This window comes from Stenotrophomonas sp. TWI1149 (genome assembly GCF_039673155.1).
Classification (GTDB): domain Bacteria; phylum Pseudomonadota; class Gammaproteobacteria; order Xanthomonadales; family Xanthomonadaceae; genus Stenotrophomonas; species Stenotrophomonas maltophilia_AA.
Genome location: NZ_JBDJLB010000003.1, coordinates 259,625 through 282,095, shown reverse-complemented (window position 1 = coordinate 282,095; position 22,471 = coordinate 259,625). Strand labels below are relative to the sequence as shown.

Annotated in this window: 18 protein-coding genes and 1 tRNA gene; 7 read left to right on the top strand and 12 right to left on the bottom strand. The window is 63.7% G+C overall.

The window, feature by feature from the left end; genetic code table 11:
* Nucleotides 1–51 precede the first annotated feature (51 nt).
* Together ABE424_RS05245 and ABE424_RS05240 are read right to left on the bottom strand one after the other, a co-directional pair.
* Entirely contained in the window at nucleotides 52–630 is a 579-nt protein-coding gene (locus tag ABE424_RS05245; RefSeq protein WP_346491973.1) for an energy transducer TonB, read from the bottom strand.
* 148 nt (nucleotides 631–778) lie between these two features.
* Nucleotides 779–1,414, bottom strand: a complete 636-nt coding sequence (locus tag ABE424_RS05240) for an energy transducer TonB (RefSeq protein WP_346491974.1) — start codon at nucleotides 1,412–1,414, stop codon at nucleotides 779–781.
* Nucleotides 1,415–1,526: 112 nt separating this feature from the next.
* Between ABE424_RS05240 and serS the strand changes: the two genes are divergently transcribed.
* On the top strand, nucleotides 1,527–2,807 hold the full coding sequence (serS, locus tag ABE424_RS05235) for a serine--tRNA ligase (protein WP_346491975.1): 1,281 nt from the start codon (nucleotides 1,527–1,529) through the stop codon (nucleotides 2,805–2,807).
* A gap of 128 nt (nucleotides 2,808–2,935) precedes the next feature.
* On the opposite strand, the gene ABE424_RS05230 is transcribed toward serS, so the two are convergent.
* Entirely contained in the window at nucleotides 2,936–3,295 is a 360-nt protein-coding gene (locus ABE424_RS05230; protein WP_346491976.1) for an SH3 domain-containing protein, read from the bottom strand.
* A 380-nt stretch (nucleotides 3,296–3,675) separates the two neighbouring features.
* On the opposite strand from ABE424_RS05230, the gene ABE424_RS05225 reads away from it, so the two are divergent.
* The gene (locus ABE424_RS05225) at nucleotides 3,676–4,269 is read left to right on the top strand and encodes a hypothetical protein (RefSeq protein WP_346491977.1); all 594 of its coding nucleotides are present in this window, start codon (nucleotides 3,676–3,678) and stop codon (nucleotides 4,267–4,269) included.
* Between the two features lie 104 nt (nucleotides 4,270–4,373).
* Here the strand turns inward: ABE424_RS05225 and ABE424_RS05220 are convergent, their stop codons facing one another.
* Entirely contained in the window at nucleotides 4,374–4,955 is a 582-nt protein-coding gene (locus ABE424_RS05220; RefSeq protein ID WP_319206945.1) for an NAD(P)H-dependent oxidoreductase, read from the bottom strand.
* A 123-nt stretch (nucleotides 4,956–5,078) separates the two neighbouring features.
* On the opposite strand from ABE424_RS05220, the gene ABE424_RS05215 reads away from it, so the two are divergent.
* Both ABE424_RS05215 and ABE424_RS05210 read left to right on the top strand, forming a co-directional pair.
* Complete coding sequence (locus ABE424_RS05215; protein ID WP_019184298.1) at nucleotides 5,079–6,071, top strand: LysR substrate-binding domain-containing protein; 993 nt, start codon at nucleotides 5,079–5,081, stop codon at nucleotides 6,069–6,071.
* A 154-nt stretch (nucleotides 6,072–6,225) separates the two neighbouring features.
* Nucleotides 6,226–6,315: transfer RNA gene (locus tag ABE424_RS05210), tRNA-Ser, on the top strand.
* A gap of 581 nt (nucleotides 6,316–6,896) precedes the next feature.
* Here the strand turns inward: ABE424_RS05210 and ABE424_RS05205 are convergent.
* Nucleotides 6,897–7,646 carry an abortive infection family protein gene (locus tag ABE424_RS05205; protein WP_346492028.1) on the bottom strand — a complete coding sequence of 250 codons (750 nt, stop codon included), beginning with the start codon at nucleotides 7,644–7,646 and terminating at the stop codon, nucleotides 6,897–6,899.
* Nucleotides 7,647–7,763: 117 nt separating this feature from the next.
* Here ABE424_RS05205 and ABE424_RS05200 point away from each other — a divergent pair, with 117 nt between their 5' ends.
* Nucleotides 7,764–13,361, top strand: coding sequence for a DUF3320 domain-containing protein (locus tag ABE424_RS05200; RefSeq protein WP_346491978.1), 5,598 nt, complete (start codon nucleotides 7,764–7,766; stop codon nucleotides 13,359–13,361).
* A gap of 412 nt (nucleotides 13,362–13,773) precedes the next feature.
* Here the strand turns inward: ABE424_RS05200 and ABE424_RS05195 are convergent, their stop codons facing one another.
* Nucleotides 13,774–14,745: an AraC family transcriptional regulator gene (locus ABE424_RS05195; protein WP_346491979.1), complete on the bottom strand. Its 972-nt coding sequence runs from the start codon at nucleotides 14,743–14,745 to the stop codon at nucleotides 13,774–13,776.
* Nucleotides 14,746–14,849: 104 nt separating this feature from the next.
* Between ABE424_RS05195 and ABE424_RS05190 the strand changes: the two genes are divergently transcribed.
* Nucleotides 14,850–16,094 carry an MFS transporter gene (locus tag ABE424_RS05190; RefSeq protein WP_346491980.1) on the top strand — a complete coding sequence of 415 codons (1,245 nt, stop codon included), beginning with the start codon at nucleotides 14,850–14,852 and terminating at the stop codon, nucleotides 16,092–16,094.
* Between the two features lie 139 nt (nucleotides 16,095–16,233).
* A complete protein-coding gene (locus ABE424_RS05185) occupies nucleotides 16,234–16,917 on the top strand; it encodes a thermonuclease family protein (protein ID WP_346492029.1) in 684 nt (227 codons plus the stop codon).
* A gap of 5 nt (nucleotides 16,918–16,922) precedes the next feature.
* Here the strand turns inward: ABE424_RS05185 and ABE424_RS05180 are convergent, their stop codons facing one another.
* The 6 genes from ABE424_RS05180 to ABE424_RS05155 form a co-directional block, all read right to left on the bottom strand.
* Nucleotides 16,923–17,285 (bottom strand): hypothetical protein, encoded by a 363-nt coding sequence (locus ABE424_RS05180; RefSeq protein ID WP_346491981.1) that lies wholly within the window; start codon nucleotides 17,283–17,285, stop codon nucleotides 16,923–16,925.
* A 54-nt stretch (nucleotides 17,286–17,339) separates the two neighbouring features.
* The gene (locus ABE424_RS05175; protein ID WP_346491982.1) at nucleotides 17,340–17,465 is read right to left on the bottom strand and encodes a hypothetical protein; all 126 of its coding nucleotides are present in this window, start codon (nucleotides 17,463–17,465) and stop codon (nucleotides 17,340–17,342) included.
* Nucleotides 17,462–18,592, bottom strand: a complete 1,131-nt coding sequence (locus tag ABE424_RS05170) for a PepSY-associated TM helix domain-containing protein (protein ID WP_346491983.1) — start codon at nucleotides 18,590–18,592, stop codon at nucleotides 17,462–17,464. The genes ABE424_RS05175 and ABE424_RS05170 overlap by 4 nt, the downstream gene beginning before the upstream one ends.
* Before the next feature lie 8 nt (nucleotides 18,593–18,600).
* A complete protein-coding gene (locus tag ABE424_RS05165; protein ID WP_346491984.1) occupies nucleotides 18,601–20,748 on the bottom strand; it encodes a TonB-dependent siderophore receptor in 2,148 nt (715 codons plus the stop codon).
* Nucleotides 20,749–20,842: 94 nt separating this feature from the next.
* The gene (locus ABE424_RS05160) at nucleotides 20,843–21,769 is read right to left on the bottom strand and encodes a DUF6624 domain-containing protein (RefSeq protein WP_346491985.1); all 927 of its coding nucleotides are present in this window, start codon (nucleotides 21,767–21,769) and stop codon (nucleotides 20,843–20,845) included.
* Between the two features lie 55 nt (nucleotides 21,770–21,824).
* Entirely contained in the window at nucleotides 21,825–22,253 is a 429-nt protein-coding gene (locus ABE424_RS05155) for a DUF805 domain-containing protein (RefSeq protein ID WP_346491986.1), read from the bottom strand.
* Nucleotides 22,254–22,471 lie beyond the last annotated feature (218 nt).

Sequence of the window (22,471 nt, the reverse complement as noted above, 5' to 3'; positions counted from 1 at the left end):
AAAAAGGGAGGCCATTGGCCTCCCTTTTCGTTCCCGCCTCAGCGCATCAGGTCAGCGCTCGGTGCGGAAATCCACCGGCACGCGAACCACGCTGGCGACGGCGCGGCCGTTGTGCATCGCCGGCTCGAACTTCCAGTCGCGCACGGTGGTCAGCACCGCGCGATCCAGGTCGCGGTCACGCGTGCCGCTGCGCTGAACGATGTTGGCTTCGGTCACCTGGCCGCGGGTATCCACGTTGAGGCTGGCCACCACGCTGCCCTCCACGCCGCTGCGCAGGGCAGTACGCGGATAGGCCGGCTTCACGTTGCTTGCCAGCGGACGGGCCTCGCGGTTGCGCACGGCCGGCGTCGCCTTGCGCTGATCGGCGGCCGGTGCGGCCTGGCGTGCCGCCGGGGAGGGCGTCGTCGCGACGGGCGCGGTGTCGCTGGCCGGCAACATGCGCTGGCCCACCGGTGCATCGTTGGTATCGCCGGGGGTGGCATAGCGCAGCCACACCAGCGCGGCGGCGAACATCGCCACGATCAACGCGACCCACAACCAGGGCGACGTGCGGCGGTTATGGGGCTCATCGATCACGTCGCGCTGATGCTGCGGCGAGCGGGGCATGTCCGGGGCATGGGTAACACTCATGGCTGACTCCTGGTGTCGATGTGACACCTGCAGTCTTGCCCGTACCCGGTTGCGGATGTGTCAGCGCACCGTCAACGCGATGACTGCATTCCCATCGAGGTTCAGTTTGCTGAGCCGTTGCAAAATCGCCGCGTGACGCGGCGATGCATCACTGCGGCGTGAAGTCGAAGGGCACTTCCAGGCTGCCAGGCACTGGTACGCCGTTGTTCTGCGCCGGCTGGAAGCGCCACCGGCGCACCGCGTCGGAGGCCGCGCGGTCAAGATCGCGTGAACCGCTGCGCTGGATCAACGTGACTGCCGAGGGATAACCCGTCGCATCCACATCCACGCGTACCACCACGGTGCCGCGATCACCGCGGCGCAATGCAGCGGGCGGATAGCTCGGTGGCGGCGACTGGTCGGCGATCGGCTGCGGACGATCGCTCGGTGCCATCGCGTTCGGGGCTGCCGGTGCGGTGGGTGCAGCGGGGGCGACCGGCGGCGGGGGCGGCGCGGTCTCCACCAGCTGCGGCTTTTCCTCGTTGACCGGCGGGGCCTTGGCGTCGGGCATGTCGCTGGAGCCGGCGGCAGCGGCCAACGGCTCGGGCAGCGGCACCACCTCGGCCACCTGGGCGGGGGTCTGCGCGGCCGGGTCGGCCTTGTAGAAGTCGTTGTTGCGGCTGCTCAGCCATACCACCAGGAACAGCAGCAGGCCTGCGCCGAATGCGATCGCGGCGATCAGGAGGCTGCGGCGGGGCAGCTGGAAGGTGATGTTCTTGCCAGAAGTCGAGCGGGAAGCAGACATGGGGCATACCGTATGGATCACCGCGATTCTGCCACGCCCGGGATGAACCGGCGGCAGAAAAACGCATAACAGGCGATAATCCCCCTCCGTACCCGTCGACCCCTCTGCCGCCATGCTCGATCCAGCCCTGCTCCGCCAACAGCCCGCCGACCTTGCCGAACGCCTGCGCTCCTCGCGCGGTTTCGAGCTGGATGTCTCCGGGCTGGAGTCGCTGGAGGCCGATCGCAAGCGCATCCAGGTGCGTACCCAGGAGCTGCAGAGCCTGCGCAACAGCCGTTCCAAGGCCATCGGCCAGGCCAAGGCCAAGGGCGAGGACGTCTCGGCGATCATGGCCGAAGTGGCCGCGTTCGCCGATGAGCTGAAGGCCTCGGAAGTGGCCCTGGATGCGCTGCGCGAGAAGATCGAAGCGATCGCGCTGGGCATCCCGAACCTGCCGGCCGAGGATGTACCGGCCGGGCAGGATGAATCGGACAATGTCGAACAGAAGCGCTGGGGCACCCCGCGTGCGTTCGATTTCCCGGTGCTGGATCACGTCGAGCTCGGCGCCCGCAACCGCTGGCTGGATGGCGAGACCGCGGCCAAGCTGTCCGGCTCGCGCTTCACCGTGCTGCGCGGCCCGATCGCGCGCCTGCACCGCGCGCTGGCGCAGTTCATGCTCGATCTGCACACCGGCGAGCACGGCTATGAAGAAACCAACGTGCCCGCCCTGGTCAATGCCGAGTCACTGCGTGGCACCAGCCAGCTGCCGAAGTTCGAGGACGACCTGTTCAAGACCGCCGTGGGCGAATCCACGCGCTACCTGATCCCGACTTCGGAAGTGCCGCTGACCAACATCGTGCGCGATGAGATCATCGACGCCGAGCAGCTGCCGCTGCGCATGACCGCCCATTCGCTCTGCTTCCGTGCCGAAGCCGGCAGCGGTGGCCGCGACGTGCGCGGCATGATCCGCCAGCACCAGTTCGAGAAGGTGGAACTGGTCGCCGCGTGCGCCCCGGCGCAGAGCGATGAAGAGCACCAGCGCATGACCCGCTGTGCGGAAGTCGTGCTGGAAAAGCTTGGCCTGCCGTACCGCAAGGTGCTGCTGTGCACCGGCGACATGGGCTTCTCGGCCATCAAGACCTATGACCTGGAAGTGTGGCTGCCCTCGCAGGACACCTACCGCGAGATCTCGTCGTGCTCCAACTGCGGTGATTTCCAGGCCCGTCGCATGCAGGCCCGCTGGCGCAACCCGGAGACCAGCAAGCCCGAGCTGCTGCATACGCTCAACGGCTCCGGCGTGGCGGTCGGCCGCGCGATGATCGCGGTGATGGAGAACTACCAGAACGCCGACGGCAGCATCACCGTGCCGGACGTGTTGAAGCCCTACATGGGCGGGCTGGACGTCATCGGCTGATCCAGCGCCGTGACGCATGGAAAAAAACCCGCCGAAAGGCGGGTTTTTTGTTGGTGCCCCGGTAGAGCCACCCCATGGGTGGCTGCAGGTGATGCATGACCGGTACGGCAGCCACCCATGGGGTGGCTCTACCCGTCCGTCATCGGCGTCAGCACGCCCAGCGGCACCCAGCCAGACGACGTGCCGCCGACCACCTCGCACCACACCCAGCTGTTGAGCACGCGCTCACCTCGCACGTGCTGGCCCACGTCGACATCCAGCTCGCGCGCACAGTAGGCCTCGGCCGCCATCGCATCGCCCTGCGCGTTCCTGCCGATCACCTGCGCCGGTACCCAGCCTGCGGCCTGGCCCGGTGTCTCGCACAGATACCAGTTGTCCCAGCCTTCGGGCCCCTGATAGCGCTCGCCGACCTGCAGCGCGTCGCCTGGCTGCAGGGTGATCGGGTGGGGGAACTCGCTGCGGTGGGTCTGGACGACGCGGTAATCCATGCGGAATCAGCTGTGTGCAAAGGGCCCCCAGCTTAGCGGCCATTCCCGCGACGCTGCAGCGTTGATTGCGTCATCGGTGCGGCTTCCAGAAAGGAAGAGAGGCAGATCAGAAAGCGCCTTGATGAAATGTAGGAGAAGTTGACGGCCGAGTGGGCGGAAGTCGGCGTAGAGGGCCGCAGAGAGGGCAGGCACAGGGCTTCGCGGATTGAGCATCCGGTGGCGGCTCGCACGGCCCGCACGTAGCGGTGTGATCGACGCCCATTTCCTGCGGCACACAGCGAACAGGCTGGGCACCGACCTCTACTTCCACAGGACGCCCGGTGAACACAGCGGCTGCACCCCTCCCATCCTCCAATCCCGCCGGCATCGCTGCATGGCTGATGCTGGGCATCGCCTGGCTGTGCTTCCTGATCCCGTTCCCGGGGCTCGGGCTCTTCCTCGGCTGGCCGCTCAATCTGGTGGCCTTCATCCTGGCCGTCGTGGCGATGGCCAAGGGCGGCGCCGGCAAAGGCATCGCCCAGCTCCTGCTGTCCCTCGTCGCCTCCCCGGTGGTCTACCTCGTGGGCGTCGTGGTGTTCGCCGGCACCGTCAGCGCGATCAGCCAGCCGGCCCTCGATGCCAAGGCTCCCGCGGACAAGGGCAGCCAGCAGGACATGGCCATCGCGCCCGTCGCGCCTGTCGACATCACGGCGCGCCAGCTCTATCGGGACTACGAGGCCAATGAGGTCGCCGCCGACGTCCTCTACAAAGGCAAGCGGCTGCTGATCACCGGCGAAGTAGCCACGATCCAGACCGACCTGATGGATGAACCGCAGGTGCTGCTGAAGGCCGGAAGCGTCGAGCAGGTGATGATCTCCGGGCTCTCAAGGGAGGCGGCCGGCGCGCTCGGCAAAGGCGAGGCTGTGACTGTGGCCTGCACGGGCAACGGCATGATCCTCGGATCGCCGGTGACGCGGGACTGCGAACTCCAGTAAAGGCGGAGCCGCGTCCAAAAAAAAGATGGCCCCAGGAGGGGCCATCTCTGCCACACCCACACCGTCACGACGAGGGGGAGGGAACGGTGTGGGTCGCGCGTGGCTCAGGCTGCGGCGAGTTCTTCCGGCTGCGGCAGCGCCGCCAGGGCCTGGGCAATCGCATCGGTGCGGTGCTGCGGCGAGTAGGCGATGCCCTCGGCCCGTACGAACTCGACGTTGTCGATGCCGAAGAAGGCGAAGACCTGGCGCAGGTACGGATCCTGGAAATCGGTCGGGGCGCCGGTGTGCAGGCCGCCGCGGCTGCTGGCCACGATCACGCGCTTGCCGCCGGCCAGGCCCACCGGGCCGTTCTCGGTGTACTTGAAGGTGCGCCCGGCCACGGCCAGGCGGTCAATCCACGCCTTGAGGGTGGAGGCGACGCTGAAGTTGTACATTGGGGAGCCGATGACAACCACGTCGGCCGCCAGGAACTGCTCCAGCACCTGCTCGGCGTCGGCCACTTCGGCCGGGTCGGACTGGGCCAGGGACGAGCTGCGCAGGTGCGGGACCGGCTGGGCGTCGAGGTCGCGGTAGCTCACCTCCAGGCCCGGGACCTGGTCGCGCCACTGCTGGACCACGGCGGCGGAGAGCTGGCGGGAGACCGAGTTTTCGCCAAGCACGCTGGCGTCGATGTGAAGGAGCTTCATGGCAATCACCTGATTCTGGGGGAGGGGCGGTAGACGCCGCCGACGGAGAACAGGCTAGGTTGTTGCTTGATTGGAATAAAGGTGGTTGAATACCACGTATTGTTCTATATCTGGAACTTCGGTATGCAAGACCTCAACGACCTCTACTACTTCGCCATGGTGGTGGATCATGGTGGCTTCGCCGCAGCAGAACGCGCGCTCGGCATCCCAAAATCCCGCCTGAGCCGCCGTATCAGCCAGCTGGAAACCGACCTGGGCGTCCGCCTGCTGCAGCGCTCCACGCGCCGCTTCGCGGTGACCGACGTCGGCACCAGCGTGCATCGCCACGCGCAGACCATGCTCGCCGAGGCCCAGGCCGCGCGTGAGGTGGTCGACCGCCTCAGCGCCGAGCCACGTGGCCTCGTCCGTGCCAGCGTGCCGGTCTCGCTCGCGCAGATGCAGCTGCCCAAGCTGCTGCCGATCTTCCTGGCGCAGTATCCCAAGGTGCGGCTGCAGCTGAACATCAGCAACCGCCGCGTGGACATCATCAACGAAGGCTACGACGTCGCCCTGCGCGTGCGCTCGCGTCTGGATGACGATGGCAGCCTGGTGATGCGCAGCTTCGGCCAGGTGCAGGAACTGCTGGTGGCCAGCCCCAAATACCTCGATCGCGCCGGCCGCCCGAAGGATCCGGACGAGCTGACCAACCACGTCACCCTGAGCATCAGCGAAGACGAAGCCCGCCAGCGCTGGGAACTTCACGGCCCGGAAGGCGCGGTACGCCGCGTGGACCTGCAGCCGCGCGTAGCCGGTTTCGATTTCCCGCTGCTGCAGAGCATGGTCAAGGACGGCTTCGGCATCACCATGCTGCCGGAAACCGTCTGTGCCGACGCGGTGCGCAACGGCGAACTGGAAGTGGTGCTGCCGGACTGGTCGCTGCCGCAGGGCATCTGCCATGCCGTCTTCGCCTCCCGCCGCGGCCTGCTGCCGGCGGTGCGCGTGTTCATCGACTTCCTGGCCGAGCACCTGCCGCCGCAACTGGAGGCCTCGCGCCTGGATTGCGGTGGCGCGTGCGAGCGGGCCAAGGAGAAGATCAAGGCCAGTGCCTTGGGTGCCTTGGCGGTGGATGCGGGCTGAGCCCGACCGCTGGCGGGTGGGCAAATCCCACCTGAAATGCGAGAATGCGACCCCCGGCCAATGCCGGGGAGCCATGCCGGACGGGGCGCTGCCCCGACCGGTTGCCTGGGTTGCAATGACCTGGGTACGCGGGGCGCGGAAGCGCTGCCGATACGGAGAGATGGCCGAGCGGTTTAAGGCACCGGTCTTGAAAACCGGCGAAGGGTCATTCCTTCCGTGGGTTCGAATCCCACTCTCTCCGCCATTCAAGCGTAAGTTTTTGATTTAGAAAGGTTTACTTAAAGATTTTTCAGGTCTAAACCAGCGCACAAATCGGGACGCGTTCCCCGACGCGCTTCCCTCATCATTTCGTCCGATCCGCGTCAGGGCACTGGTCCTTCCGCCAACGCCTTGCCGTCGAACTGCAGGTCATCAAGCACGTCTTTCAGAAAGAACTGATTAGCGTGCGACTGCGGGTGCTGATACTCGCCTCAGGCTACGCTCAGTCCTTCGACGTGTTGAGGGATCGACGTGTGGATAGGACTAGCAAGAGGGACATGGATGTACTGGTTAAACGCCTGAGCCAGGGTAAATTGCTTAGGAGCTGCCCTTCAATCGAACGCAGACCTCGGACGGAGCGATCAGCGAATGCTGGCAGATCGATAGCGATGAGGATCTGCGTCTGTTTCGTAAGGACCAGACGTGGGCCAATGCCGCTGAAGGCGCCGCCGTCAGCGCAGGAGAATGCGAGCGGTCCTTGGTCAATCCTCTGAGTGAGGCTAGCCTGCCGAGCCTTCACATGCCTTGCGCGGATGGCATGCAGCGAAGCCCGATAGCGCTATACCGTCAGGAAAACTTGCTGTCTAGATACTGAAACAGTGTCCGGGCAGCGTTGATAACGAGCATGGCCTCATCTTTGTCCAACAAAGCGTCATTGGCGTGAGCCAAGCTGCCGTGGTTGCGAGCCGGATTGAGGCAGTCCATGACATTGCTCAATGACCTCAGAACATTGTTCATTGTGTCCGAATGGCTTCCTAAGTCGCGCAGGCTCGGGTGCTCTGTTCGTAGAAGCTTGAATAAGTTGGTGATTGTCGCGCCTGGTGATGTTTCAAGGCTTTGCGCATGACAAACAGCCTTCAGGTAGGCATGAAGCGCTGTATGGACGCGATCAACCGCGTGGGTTGGGCCCCCGCTTTGGATCAGCGTATTGGCGTCGGCAAGCGCGCGCCTCAATACATCGCTAGTGATGGCTGGGCTGCTCGCTTGCACTGAGAGCCCATTTGCGCATCGCTTGGCCAGCTCTAAGAGCTTTTGATACGCCTGTGGCGTCCGGAAGTGCTCCCCACCTTGCGGATACTTTTTGGCAATGCCTCGAAGAATGGCCGCTTGTTGGTGTCCTTCAACGCCACTCAGGATGGCCAGAAATCGTTCGCGCGTGGTCTTACCGCCGAAGGCATCGAGATCTAAGTCCAAGTCGCAGATAGCTGAATAGAATTCGCGATGGGTGCGATAGGAGAAGTCCCCCAAGTAGCCACCCTCCACACCAACGTATTGGTGGACCACCCAGTGGATCTCACTGCTTCGCAACTCGCCCACAGACCACCCCTCAATCGGCTGGAACACGCGTCACTTTGAGAGCATTATAGGCAGACGCTTTGGGGCAGTGAAGGGGCCGTTCGACGCCCTGACGAGCCCCGTAACAGGGGAAAGTCAATGGATCAGACGACGCTGGCACAGGCAGAAGAGGTTTCCTCTTCGCTCCGGGGGGCTGGTGGCCTCATAGACAAGATCGAAAAGGCCCGTTTGGAGCTTTTGGATCTGTCGACGCGCAATCGACTCCTTCACACGCCCAGAGGCGGGCGCGCGAAGACCATCGAAGTTGTCCATGAGCTGGCCAAGGCGATGTATCAGACCTTGGTCGTCGACGGTAAGCGCTTCACCTTCGTGGCGGGCAAAGGTGAAGCGAAGCAAGGTGACTCACTGCCTGAGTTTGATGACGATGATGAAGCCGTTCTGCTGGATGAGGCTCCGGAAGACCCTGAGCTGATCGCACAGCCTGATTTCGAGCTCGATGAAAACGGGCGTGTTAAGGCGCACTGGGACGCGCATCTGACCACCCGTTTAACCCCCACAGGACTCCAAAAGCGCCTTTTGGATCTCTACTCCGATTCCCGCACGCTCCAAGAAGAGCAGGGCGTGAATGTTCTTTACTTGGCGGTCGGCTACTTGCGCTGGCGCGCTGCTTCCACTCCGCAAACTGACCGCTTCGCACCGTTGGTGCTGATCCCCGTTCAATTGGAACGCAGCACGGCGGGCGAGAAGTTCCACCTGAAATGGACCGGCGACGACATCCAAGCGAACTTATCGTTGCAGCTCTTTTTGCAGCGCGAGTTTGGGCTTCGCTTGCCGGGCATTGAGGAGTTCGAAACGCTCGACATCGATGCCTATCTGGTAGCAGTAGAAGCCATGCTAGAAGGGAAAGACACGTGGGGAGTGCTTCGTGATGATGCCATCCTCGGGCTTTTTTCTTTCGCCAAGTTCATGATGTATCGAGACCTAGACCCCCAAGGATGGGTGGGGCTTGGCGGGATGGAGGCCATCCCGACACTTCGCGGCGTCGTTCAGGACGGCTTCCCAGGTGCGAGCCTAACGGATGAGGCAAGCAATCTGGATCTCATCATCCCGCCCGAAAAGATGCGTCATGTCGTTGACTGCGATTCGTCGCAAGCATTGGTGGTGCACGATGTGCTCCAAGGCAACAACATCTTGGTGCAGGGACCGCCTGGAACGGGTAAGTCTCAGACCATCGCGAACATAATCTCAGGCGCTGTGGCTGAGGGAAAGCGCGTGCTTTTCGTGGCCGAAAAGATGGCCGCGCTTGAGGTTGTTAAGCGCCGTTTGGACCATGTCGGTGTGGGCGTGGCGTGTTTGGAGCTTCACAGCAACAAGGCCAACAAGCGTTCTCTTTTGGAAGAGCTTCGGCAGACGCTGAGCCTCGGTGATCCGAAGCGAACCAGCACGGCGCCCATCATCGAGCAGCTCACCGAACGACGTGACACGCTCAACGCTCATGTTGCGCGGCTCCACGAAGGTCACCAGCCGTCTGGATTGACGCCCTACCAAGTCTTCGGGCACATGGTGCGCCTGCGTCGTTTGGGCTACACCACCCACAGCCTGCCTCTCGAAGCACCGACCTCTTGGGCGTCCCATCAAAAAGATGAGCGGGAATCGCTTCTGCGCGAACTCATAGAGCGAATTGAAGAGATTGGCGTTCCAGATGAGCATGCTTGGAGTGGTGTTCAGAACGACGGACTCTTGCCGACTGAACGCGACCGGTTGCTCATTTCGGTCGCTGGATTGAGCGAGCGATTGAACGACTGGGAGGCGTCGACCACCGAGCTTCACAGCGCGCTGGATCTTGCCCCTCCGGCTCGATTTGATGAAGCCAACCTTGCCGTTCAGCGCGGCAAGGCGCTGCTCGAAGCGCCAAAACTTGGCTCCGATGCGCTTCAGAGCAAGGTCTGGGATGAGCCTGGTCGCGCTTCGACAGTCATCGATGCGCTGGAAAAGGCTCAGAAGGCCAGAACGGCGGTCGAGGCCAAGATCCGGGTGGAGGCGTTGGCGCAAGACTGGGGCGCTACCATGGCCGCTTTGAGCGCTTTGCCAAGCAGCTTCGTTTTGGGGAAAGAGCTTGCAATTCTGGGTGCTGCGCACAGAGCCTTGGTGCGGCTTCTGCCTGACCTCACTCGGTTGACGCAGCTTCTGGCTGAGAGGGCGCCACTTACGCTCGATCTCGCTCTTCGACTGGTTGCCATTGCTGAGCGTGCGACGAGCATCCCTGAACTCGACCGCGATGCCCTAGTAGCTCACATTTGGGACCGGGGCGTTGATGCAGTCGAAGAGATAGTGGTCGCGGTTGAAACCGTCCAGCAGGCGAAATCAAATCTCTCTCCGGTCTTCCGGGATGCAGCTTGGAGCAAAGACAGCGCTGAACTTGAAACGGCGCGTGGGCAGCTGGCCATGCGTGGCACGAGCTTTTTCCGGTTCCTGAGTGGAGATTGGCGTCGTGCCAACCAGACAGTCCGGACGTTGCTTTCTAACCCTAAGCTCCCGGCTATGGACATACTGGGGTCGCTCGATGTGCTTCTAGATGGCAAGGCAGCACAGCGCAAGGTTGCGGAGCACGATGCCCAAGGACAAGAGGCGTTTGGCTCGAACTGGCAGCGCGAGCGCTCAAACCCCTCGTTCCTGAGAGGCGTTGTGGCCTGGATGCGCACGCTTCGACCCTTGGGAAGCGGCGTGCGCGAGCGCTTGGCTGACATCGGTGACCGGGTGCTGGCAACTGAGATCGCCAAGCGTGTTAAGCCATCTTTGGAGGAACTCAGTCGCAATCTTTCGCCCGTGCACGAAGCGCTGCTTTCAGCTGAGCGCAATCCTTGGGACGAGGAGACCGTCTTAAAGCGTGTTGCGCTCTCTGATCTCACGGCTAAATCCGCGCTGTGGCTGGCGGCATCTGAGCAGGCAGCATTCTTGCTCGGGGCAGAAGAGCTGCCGGTTGATCATGCGCTTGCCGTGATTGAGGAGATCCAGCAGACGCAAGTAGCGCATGCTGCTTATGAGGCCGTGGCGGATGGGGGCTCTGCGTTCGGCCCGTTCTGGCTGTCGCTTGAAAGTAAGCCAAGCGAGCTTCGTCAAATCGTGTCTTGGATTGAGGAAAATTCAGAGCTTCGCCCATTGGCAGCACGCATCAGTGAGCCTCAACTATTGTTGGACCAGGCCGAGCGCGCGTCGTCAGCTGCTGGGCTCCTGGCAGGGGAGGTCATGGACCTTCTGGTTGGCTTGCAGTTTGAAGGCAATTCTGAGATTACGCGTGATCCAAGCCAAGCAGTTTTGGCGACTCTTAAAGCACAGCTTGCAAGCTGGCAAGCCGACCCGGAAGGGCTTCGGAGTTGGGTTGCATATTTGGCCATTGCTAAGGAGGCCAACCGTAAGGGGCTTGGCGCCTTGGTGAACACTCTTGCCAAAGGTGAACTTGCGGTTTCCGACGCCTTGGGCGTGTTTGATCTTTCCTACTATGAGGCCGTGCTCCAAGCGCTGGTGCAGCGTGATCGAGCACTGGCGGGCTTCGACGGGCTGCGTCAATCGCAAGTGGTTGCGAGCTTCGCAAGCCTTGACGAGGAGCGCATGCGACTGGCCCGCTATGAAGTGGTGAAGGCACACCACAGCAAGATCCCGCGTCAAGGCGGAGCGACCGGTCCGACAGCTATTCTCATTGGCGAGATGGCCAGGAAAAAGGGTCATCTGCCGATCCGGCAACTCATGCAACGATGTGCCCCCGCGATCCAAGCGCTTAAGCCCGTCTTCATGATGAGTCCTTTGTCCGTGGCGCAGTTCCTGCCGGCAGGGGCGCTGGACTTCGACATGCTGGTCATTGACGAAGCGAGCCAGGTCCAGCCCATCGATGCGCTGGGTGCGATTGCGCGTTGTAAGCAGTTGGTGATCGTGGGTGACGAGCGACAGTTGCCGCCAACGCGCTTCTTCTCCAAGGCGCTTGGCGATGGGGGTGATAGAGAAGACGATGAGAGTGGCGCGCAGGCGTCAGATGTTGAAAGCATCTTGGGACTTTGCCGTGCGCGAGGCTTGCCCGAGCGCATGCTTCGTTGGCACTACCGGAGCCGCCATCAGTCCCTGATCGCTGTTTCAAATCAGCAGTTCTATGAAGGCAAGCTATTCATCGTCCCCAGTCCCTATACCAGCGAAGCTGGTGTGGGCTTGCGGTTGCATCATTTGCCCGAAGCGATCTACGACCGGGGCAACACACGCACCAATCCCAAAGAGGCCAAGGCTGTGGCGCTGGCTGTGCTGGCGCATGCGCAGAACACCCCTCAACTCACACTGGGTGTTGCGACCTTCTCCACAGCACAGCGCCGCGCCATTCTCGACGAGCTGGAACTGCTGCGCCGGCAGCATCCAGAAACAGAAGGGTTCTTCGCCGATCATCCAGCGGAACCGTTCTTCGTCAAGAGCCTCGAAAACATCCAGGGCGACGAGCGCGATGTCATCTTCATCTCGGTGGGCTATGGCCGTGATGCACAGCGCCACATGACGATGAATTTCGGTCCCGTTAGCAGCGACGGCGGCGAGCGCCGCTTGAATGTGCTCATCAGCCGCGCCAAGTCGCGCTGCGAAATATTTACCTCGATCACCGATGAGGACATCGACACTGATCGAGCCAAGGGCAAGGGAACCTTTGCCTTAAAACTCTTTTTGAACTACGCCAGGACTGGTCGGCTGACGCTCACCACGGAGAAGCGCGACGTCAAGCAAAGCGTGTTCGAGCAAGAGGTCGCCCAAGCTCTTCGCGCGCGGGGCTATGATCTTCACACCGATGTGGGCTTGGCCGGCTTTTTCGTTGACATTGCCGTGGCCAGTCCAGACGAGCCTGGGCGCTACATCTTGGGGATCGAGTGCGACGGGCAGTCTTATCGAGACGCAAGAAGTGCGCGTGATCGGGATCGCCTGCGCGAGAGTGTGCTGCGTGACAAGGGGTGGCAGGTCTACCGTGTTTGGAGTTCAGATTGGTTCCACCGCCCTGAGGCGGAGCTTGAGAAGCTTGTTGCGGCCATTGAACGCGCGAAGTCCGAGCCAGGCACCTTAGAGTCCAGTCTCAAGTCTTCGCATCGCGCGGTGCCCGTTGAGATTCTGACTGTTGATCGCGGTGAAGTGGCTGAGATGGGGCTCATCGAGACGCAAAGTCTGCCCGAGACTGAGTCTTACATCGAAGCGTCCTTTGCCGTGCCAAGCAATCAGTTCGAATTGCATCTTATTCCAACGGGGCAACTCGCGGCCATCGTGCGCCAGATCGTCGAGGTGGAAAGCCCCATTCATCGCAGCGAGGTCGTTACGCGCGCTCGGACGCTTTGGGGTTTGCAGCGTGCTGGCTCGCGCATCCAACAAGCGGTTGAAGAGGCGATTGCGGCGGCAGTGTCAGTTGGTGGGGTGCAGATCGTCGAAAAGGAATATTTGGTCAGTCCGGGGAAAGAGGTGCGCGTGCGGGACCGCTCGATGGTCGAGTCATTGACACTGCGCCGCCCAGAGTTCTTGCCTCCATCCGAAATCGATTCGGCTCTGATCAAGGTCGTGCAGGACAACCTGGGCGCGAAGGCTGAGGAGTTGGTGACGATGGTCTCGCGGCAGCTCGGATACAAGAGTACGAGCCCACAACTTCGCCGGGTCATTCTTGATCGCTGTGAGGCCTTGGTGGGGGCAGGGCGATTGGCGTCAAAGGGAGATCTTTTGGTGGCGCCCTGATCTGCTGAGGTCTTCACGCTAACCGCTGATCTTATGCGACTCCAAACTAACCAGACACACGCCAGGACGCAAAGCGGTTTGTGTTTTTCGTGCATAGCAGTGGCTCAGGGGGCATTACTCCGAATCCCACTCTCTCCGCCAATGACGATCGCAGTCGCGACGTCCCCTTTGACTACGGCGCGGCTTGGGCCCTCACAATGAGCAGCTTCAGCTGTCTGCATCTCGTAGCACCGCCTCAGGCGAAACCATGGTGCCCGACTGACGTCTGTGTGCCTGAAGCAGGATCAGCTGCAGCAGCGCCCGACCTCGGTCTGCGGATGCCCACGCTCAGGTCGGGCCAAGCACCGACGGCGCAGCGGCGATGAGCCGCGAAGAGCAAGGCGATTGTTCGAAGGCTGGGCTGGCGGCGTTCCTACGGAGAGACCAAGCCGCGCCCCCGCCGAGTCGCGCCAGGAGAGTGCCCCATGACGCGCTTATACGCCCGACTGAAAGCAGCCTGCGACGCGTAGCCAAGACGCTCTGCCACCACCTCGATGGAGAGGCCTTGGTGGCTCAGCCATTGACTGGCCAATTGCATGCGCAGCTCGGTCACGTAGCGCAGCGGCGCGGTTCCAATCACGGTCTGGAACCGGTCTGCAAAGACAGACCGTGAGATGTTGGATTCCGCAGCCAGTGCTTCGACGGTCCAGTCACGCCCAGGGTCTCTGTGCAGGGCAAGCAACGACAGCGATAGACGAGGGTCGCGCATCGCAACGACCAGGCCTGATGCGCCGTCGCAACCGCGCTCGACCCAGTCACGAACGATCATCGCGGCGACTGCATCCGCCAGCCGGGCGAGTATGCCTGCATAGCCAATGCGTCCGGAGCACACCTCGCGCTTCATCGCGTCGACCATCGGCAACAGCCCGGTGAACGGAGTGGCGTTTCCATCGGCCAACATCACCGCCGGCATCACCTTGCTCAACCCCTGCATGCCACCCAGATCGAATACCATGCGTCCGTGGAAAAGCACAGCGCTTGGCACGGCATGTGTGCTGGGGCATGTGTCTATCCCGCTCACCGCGTCGCCCAGTGGGGCGGCGTCTATCGTTTCCAGACACTGGACGGGATGGTCCTCGCCCGACAGCAACGCGTGGCCGTCTCCGCGGGGAAGCAGCACGACATCACCGGCGGAGAGAAGGTGTTGGCTGCCGTCCGCGCCACGAAGAATCGCATTGCCCACTGCCAGATAATGGAAGTAGGCATGCCCTGGCTTCGGCGGAAATCCAAGCCCAAAGGTCGGCCCGGTCTGGATGCGTCGGTATTGAACGCCATGCAGCCGCATCCCGGTCAACAGCTCGCTGATCAGGTCGGAGGACTGGGACGGGTGTGGAGCGTGGCTCACTGAGGCGGCCCGGGGTTTCGATCAAAAATACAGGTTGGACAATCATAGATCATCCTGACCTGGCTCCCTAGACTCTCGGCTGCACGAATGCACTGGGATCTGTGATGAGCAATAACGTAGTGGATGCCGCGAACGCGTCTGATTCTGTGGACAGGGGTAGGGGGGAGCCGTCTTCATCGGCATGGGTGGCCGTGTTTTCGCTGGCCATGGGTGTCTTTGGGCTGCTCACGGCGGAATACCTGCCTGCCAGCCTGTTGACGCCGATGGCGGCGGACCTTGGAGTATCGGAGGCGCTGGCCGGTCAAGCAGTCACGGTCACTGCTGTTGTGGCCCTGTTCGCCGGCCTGCTTGTGCCCCGGCTGACCCGTTCGATGGACAGGCGCCTGGTGCTGTTGGGTTTCACGGGTCTGATGATCCTCTCCAACGCCTTGGTAGCGTTGTCGTCCAGCATGGGCGTCCTGCTGGTAATGCGCGTCCTGCTGGGCATCGCGCTGGGCGGTTTCTGGAGCATGGCGGCGGCCGTGGCCATGCGGTTGGTGCGGCCCCACCGCGTGCCTCGCGCGCTTTCCATCATCTTCAGCGGGATTGCAGTCGGCACGGTGGTGTCGGTTCCGTTGGGGAGCTACCTCGGCGGGCTGCTGGGCTGGCGCAGCGCCTTCTGGGCGGCGACGGCGGTGGGTGGACTCACGTTCGCGTTCCAGTGGTTCACGCTGCCCCGAATGGCCCCGCGCAGGGCGGCACTCCCGGAGTCGGTGGTGGGGCTCCTGCGACGGCCAGGCGTTGCGGTCGGAATGCTGGGCTGCGTTCTGGCGCACACCGGTCAGTACTCGCTCTTCACTTACATCCGCCCCACGCTGGAGAGTCTGGGGCAGATGAGCGCTGATGGCCTGGCGCTGATTCTGCTCGGATTTGGCGTGGCGAACTTTGTCGGCACACTCCTGGCCGGCTGGCTTATGGAGCGCAGTCTGAAAGTCACGTTGGTGATCATGCCTGCCCTGGTGGGTGCAGCGGCGCTCGGCATGGTCCTGTTGCCGGTGGGCGTTGGCGGGCTGTCGATCCTGGTCGCGCTGTGGGGTCTGGCATTCGGTGGCGTGCCGGTTGCCTGGTCGAGCTGGGTCGCGCGTGCGGTGCCTGACCAGGCCGAGAGTGCCGGCGGGATGGTGGTCGCTGCCGTGCAGTCCTCCATCGCGGCGGGCGCCGCCTTGGGCGGTCTGGTGTTCGGGCTGGGGGGCATCGTTGCCGTTCTCACCGTGGCAGCGGCGGTGATGCTCCTCGCCAGCCTGCTCATCGCGTTCCGGGTCAGGGTGAGCCCGCCGACGTTCTCGGCAGGTCCGGCGTTGCATATCTAGTCGGCCGCACCAGGAATGCACATCGGGAGTGAACGTCTGTCGATGTAGTCGGCGTCCTGTCTCCGCTTCCGCTAAAGTGCTCGGCCCTGTTTTAACTGGCGCTCGCTCCCGGGCGTGCACTTGAAGGACGTTGTTGTTGATGGTGGTGAAAGGTCTGGTGGTGTTGCTTTTGGTTTTTGCGTCGGTTCCTGGTGTGGCAGCAGAGCTGGTCGGCCGCGCGACGGTCACGGACGGGGACACTCTCACCGTGGCGAAGCAGCGCATCCGCCTGTGGGGCATCGACGCTCCGGAAAGCGCGCAGCAATGCACCGCCCAAGATGGGCGCAGTTGGCCCTGTGGGCGTCGGTCAGCCGCCGCGCTGGACGGCTATCTGCTGGAAAAAACCGTTCGTTGCCAGCCCAAGGACACCGACCGCTACGGCCGGGTGGTGGCGGAGTGCTTTGTTCAAGGGACGTCGGTCAATCGGTGGATGGTGCGCTCCGGTTGGGCGGTCGCGTACCGCCAGTACGCCACGGCATTCATCGCAGACGAAGCCGACGCGCGCCGGCACCAGCGGAACCTCTGGCAGGGGCCGTTTCAGATGCCAGCTGACTACCGTCGCAGCAAGCATGAGCAGACGGCACGACAAGCCCCGGTGGCCGCGCAGCCGGCGCCGGGCGGATGCCGCATCAAGGGCAACATCTCCCGGCAGGGCAAGAAGATCTACCACGTGCCCGGCCAGCGGGACTACGCGCACACGCGCATCGACTTGAGCCGCGGCGAGCGCATGTTCTGCAGCCCTTCGGATGCACTGCGGGCAGGGTGGCAGCCGGCGAAGCGCTGAGCTTCTCAGACCCTCCCATGCAGGCGGCGGCGCAGCGCACCGGCTGCCGTCGCGATGGCCGTCGCAGGCGCCGCCAGTACCAGTGCATACACCAGTCCGGCCAGCAACAACGGGCCAACGCCCGACATCACGGCCACCACCGGCACCTGCAGCATCATGAGCATCAGTCCCCATAGCCACGCCCGCCGGGGAAAACAGGCGCCCAGAACTGCTGCGATGCCCAATGCGATGGGATAGACGACGGTCCAGAACGCAGGCGCGTCCCAAGGCTCACCGTCCGGTGTCCGCCAGGCCACCAGTACCCAGAACACCACGCCGACCTTCAGCGTGACAGCGCCTGCTGCTAGAAGGTTTCCCGTCATCCGCATCGTTGCTCTCCTGGGCGAACATCCAGCATGCCATTGTTCAACGGGGGAGCGCGTCTACTTCATTGCCTCCAGCGGCACCAGCGACGCCCACACCAGCAGCAGTGCCAGCCACAGCCAGCGCCAGCGACCCATGCCGTACCACGCTGCGCGCCAGGGGCCGGGCAGTTTGTCCTGACTCATGTCTGCCGCCTTTTAGCTGCTGATCGCAGCGAATCCACTGTGCGAAGTCCGTAGAGATACACGCCGGTGAAGCACAGCCCTGTCACCAGCGTGCCGGCCAGCAACCACAGCAGCCGGATGGGCCACCCACCGAAGCTGCCGAAGTGCAGGGGATCGGCCATTTCGGCGATGCGCTGATGGACCCCCAGCGTACGGCCGTCATGCAGGCCGATCACGTGCCCGGTGCGCAGGTCCACGGCAATGTTGTTCGCCCGCTCCCGCACCAGCCAGGCGTCGGCCTCGCCCATGAACAGGATGCTGCCGCCATCGCGTGCGGGGATGGCGCCAAGGATCCGAAGGCTGGGCCATTGCTGGCGGACGGTCCGAACGGCAGCGTCGACGGCGACCGGGTCTACGGCGGCAACGCGGTCATCGCCCTTGGCCAATTGCATGGTCGGTGCGGCCGGTGCATCGCCGCCGAGGGATTCGATCAGATACCACGCCCCGGTCAACCCGATCAGCAGCAGAAACCAGAGTGACCACACCCCGGCCAACCGATGCACATCCCCCCACAGGCGGCGCGGTCGCGAGGCGTCAGGCCGTTTGAAGAAACCGCGCCACCACTTCTTGTAGATGTACAGGCTGCTCAACAGCGACAACAGCAACGGGATGGACAGCGCCGCCACCAGTGGCACGCCCCAGGCCACCGGCAGCATCAGGTGGCGATGGGTGTTGCGCAGCAGCCGTTGCGTATTGAACCAGCCCGTGTCGCCGGTCACCTGCGCGGTGTAAGGATTGATCCAGACAAAGCGTCGCTTGCCATCGGGTCGGCGCATCTGCGCACGCGCCGCGAACAGGCGCGTGTGGCCGGCGGAGATGCCTTCCAGCTCCCAGTCCGGATGCGCCGTCTGCGCGGCCTGGATGACCGCCCCCCAGCCGGCTTGTTCACCACCATCGGCGACGCGGATGGGGGAATGCAGCAGCCAGTCGATCTCCTGCGAGAATACCGCCAGCGTGCCGGTGAGGCAGACAAAGCCCATGAACAGGCAGAGTTTCAGGCCGAGCCAGCTGTGCAGGTCGAACCACAGCCGCCGTCCGCTTCCACTGCGCGCAGGATGGTTGGGGGGCGTTGGCGCAGGCGGGCGCATGGGCAGGCTCAGAAGGAGTACGCAGCTTGCACGTAGACGCGGCGTGGCTCACCCGGGAAGTGGCCGGTGCGCTCGGTGAAGCCACTGGCGGCATAGACCTTGTCGAACAGGTTCTTGACGTTGGCCTGGAACTGCCACTGCTGCCACTGCGTCTTCCAGCTCATGTCGAACACGGTGTACGGCTTTACCCGTTGGCCATCCAGGCTGACGCGCTCATCCACGTAATCGGCGCCGAAGCCGATGGCGGAATGGATCGCCGGCAGGTCGTAGCGCGTCCACAGGCCGAGCTTGTTCTGCGGCGCATTGGCGAAGCGGTCACCGGAGGCATTGGTGATGCCGTTGCTGCCGGCATCCTTCACCCGCGCATCGTTGTAGGCGTAGGTCAGGTTGAGCACCCAGCGTTCGGTGACATCGGCCAGCAGATCCAGCTCCATGCCGGTACTGCGCACCAGGCCCAGGGCGGCCAGTTGGTTGACGCCGTCCACGATCTCGCCGGTGGCCTGCACGATATTGCTGCGGTCGATCCGGTACGCGGCCAGGTTCAGGGTCACACGCTCGGCCAGCAGGGATTTCAAACCGACTTCCCATTGTCTGCTGCGCTCCGCATCGAACGGGCCGCCCGACTCTGCGCTCTGGTTGGCCGCGCTCTGGGGCATGAAGCCGCTGGCGATGTTGGCGTAGACATTGACGTCTTCCAGCACGGTATACGTGCTGCCCAGCCGCCAGCTGATGTCGTTGCCGTCCACGCGGGTGCCGGCAATGCGGTCATCGTCGTTGAACCCATCCCAGCGCAGTCCGGCCAGCACATGCCAGCGCGGGGTCAGCGTCAGTTCGTCCTGCAGGTAGCCGCCATAGCGCTTGCTACGCGTGCTCGTGCTGCGCCAGGGCAGGGTGGCCAGGTTGTAGTCGCGCCACGAACTTGCGCCATATGCCGGGTTGAACAGGTCGATGCCTGGCACCGGGCCGGCACCCCGCGCCAGGTCCGCGCTGTTGGCCGTCTGCGCGGTGAAGTCGGCATCCTGCTGGTACACATCGGCGCCGAACAGCACCTTGTGCTCGATGTTGCCGGTGCTGACGCGCCACACCGCGTTGCCATTGGCGGTGAATGCATCGTTGTCGCGGATCTGGTTGCGCAGCTGGCGTGTCATCCATTCGGGCACGCCGTCGCGGTTGCGGTCGATCAGGCCCATCGGCTCGTGGTAGATCTGGTGTTCGTTGTTCTCGAACCAGCGTGCACCCACATCCACATCGAGGTTGCTGCTGGGCGAGAAGCGATACTGCGCCAACGCGACCTTGGCCCGCATGTCGAGAAAGTCGGTGGCTTCGTTGTGGTTCCAGCGACGGTCGGTCAGAAAACTGCCGTTGTCGTCCACCGGCACGCCACGCAGGCGGTTGCCGCCCAGGTTCTGGGTGATGTCGGTGAACTGCAGGGTCAACTCGCCGGTATCGCCCACGTCGAAGGCGACCGACGCATCACCGATCACGCTTTCGCTGTCCGCGTTCCAGCGCACGCCCTGTTCGGTGTCGCCGTACAGCCCGGCGCGGTAGCGCACGCTGCCAGCGGTGTTCATCGGCCCGGTGGCCTCGATCGACGCAGCCCGGAAATCGCTGTTGCCGGCCTGCAGTTCGATGCGGCGCTCGGGGGTGGCTTTGGGCTTGCGCGTCACGTAGTTGATGACGCCTCCTGCATCGCCGCCGCCATACAGGGCACCGGCCGGCCCCTTCAGGACTTCCACGCGCTCGATGTTGAACAGCTGCGGCACCGAGAAGCCGGCATAGGGGTCGCCGCGCAGGCCGTCATACAGGACGTTTTCCTGCCGGAAGCCGCGCAGGGTCACGCCGGCATAGCTGAAAAAACTGATGCCGCTGATGCTGCGGTACAGGTCAGTGATCTGGCGGGCCGCCTGGTCTTCAATCAGCTCACGCGGCACCACCTGGATGGACTGCGGCACCAGCGCCAACGGCGTGTCCGTACGCGTGCCCACCGTGGCGTCGTCCACCCGGTAAAGCGTCTGGGCGCGCCCGAGCACCTGCACGGCGTCCAGCTGGCGCACATCGGGCGAGGAGGGCGAGGAGGGTGGAGCCGCATGGGCCGACGCGCAGGCCAGGGTCAGGGCCAGGCCCAGGGCAGAGAGACGAAGCGATGGGCAGGTCATCGGGCACGGGGGGTGTCAGGTGCGAATGAGAAATATTAACATGTGGGGCGAGTGAGTGACGGTTGCTCGGCACCACCGCTGATCCTACGGCAGCCTACTTGACCTGCTTTCCGTACATCTCCGCCAGCATCGCCTTGTACGCGTCCAACGGCTGCAACCCAACCGCCCTCCGCCGTGCATCCAAGGTTGTCAGATCCTCGGTAGGCCGAAGCTCCATGACCCCGTGCCCGGCGTCCGCGAACTGCGTCCCGTAGCGCTGCGGCTTCCCCTGCGCCAGCAACACCCGATCGGTCAGCAGTGCCATGTCCGCAGGGTCGGCATCACCCGCCTCGCTGGCCTTCTGCATCAATGCCAACGCCTGCGCCTGGAACGCGGGGTCATGGTCGGCATGCTGCACGATCAGCCACGCCGCCTTGGCGCCATCGCGGCCGACGCGCGCCATGCCGGGCCAGCCCTTCTCGGCGATCACGGCTTTCAGCCAAGTTGCATTGGCTTCGCTCACCGGAGTGGTTTGCCGCCATGCATCGCCGCCGCCTGCCGCGATGGCGGCATGTTGCGCCGCCTGATCCTTCGCCTCGCGTGCGAGCAACGCCTGCCGCAGAGGCGCATCGCGCAACGCAGCGTGTTTCTTCTCTTCGGCCATCACCCGCTTCAGCACCGCCGGCCACGCGGGATCGCCACGCAGCGCATCCAGGCCGGGGCGTTCTTTCGTACGCAGATCGTCCAGCGGCAGGCGACCGCTGGCGAGCAGCGCATCGATGTACGCGAAAGCCGCTGCATGATCACCCGCAGCCGCCGTGCACTCGACCAGCAACAGTTCGCCACCCTCGGGGAACGGGATACCTTGCCGGTGCAGGTCACTCAAGGTGCTGCTGCACGCGGCATAGTCGTTGCTTCCATACTGGTCCAGCGCCGTGAAGAAGCTGGGCGGCTCAGCTGCGACGGTGGACGCTGCAAGGAGGGCGAAGGTGAGCGTCGCCGCGCGGGTCGCAGGGTAAGAGCGTATCGACCTTGAACGCATCGCAGTTCTTCCATGAAGGGCGTACAGGAAACGTAGCCGCTACCTGCCACGGAATTCAAGCCTTCGTACCGCCGCCTGGTTCACGCGCGCCGAAGCGATTTGATCCCGGCGTAGGGGGAAGCAGCATCAGCGGGAAGAACACGAACACGCCCAAGGGCACGAGGATGAGAAGCGCCAGCCAACCGGATTCGTCGATATCGTGAAGCCGCCGGATCGTGACGGCGATCAGGGGGATCACGAGCACAGGGGCCAGCAGGGCCGCCAGCACCATGCCCGTGATGACGCATCCGGCACTGTACGGCCACATCATCAGGGCGTAGCAACCGCCAAGCGCGCCGAAGGCAAGCAGCGAGAACGCCCAGAACTCCCTGCGGCTGGCGCGCCCGGAGAACGTGCTGTAGCGCCTTAGGGGGAGCAGCGCCAGTGAGATGCCGCGGGTCACGCCCGGCCGGCGGAGGGGTGTGGTGGAAAAGGTCGATGTCATGCGGGCCTTACCCAGATAGCCTGTCGAAGATCCGGCGTGGCCACGGAGCGTGGCCGTCGCGCGCCCGGAAACGCGTCGTGCAGCACGTCATGCGCCGCATGGTCGAATAGATAGCACAGGGCAATTCAGTGCCTGCTGAATCGCGCTGGCGAAGTGTGCGACCGCAACGTTGTTGGGCATCGGCGGCGACCGCTCCTGCCTGCCTCACAGGATGCAGC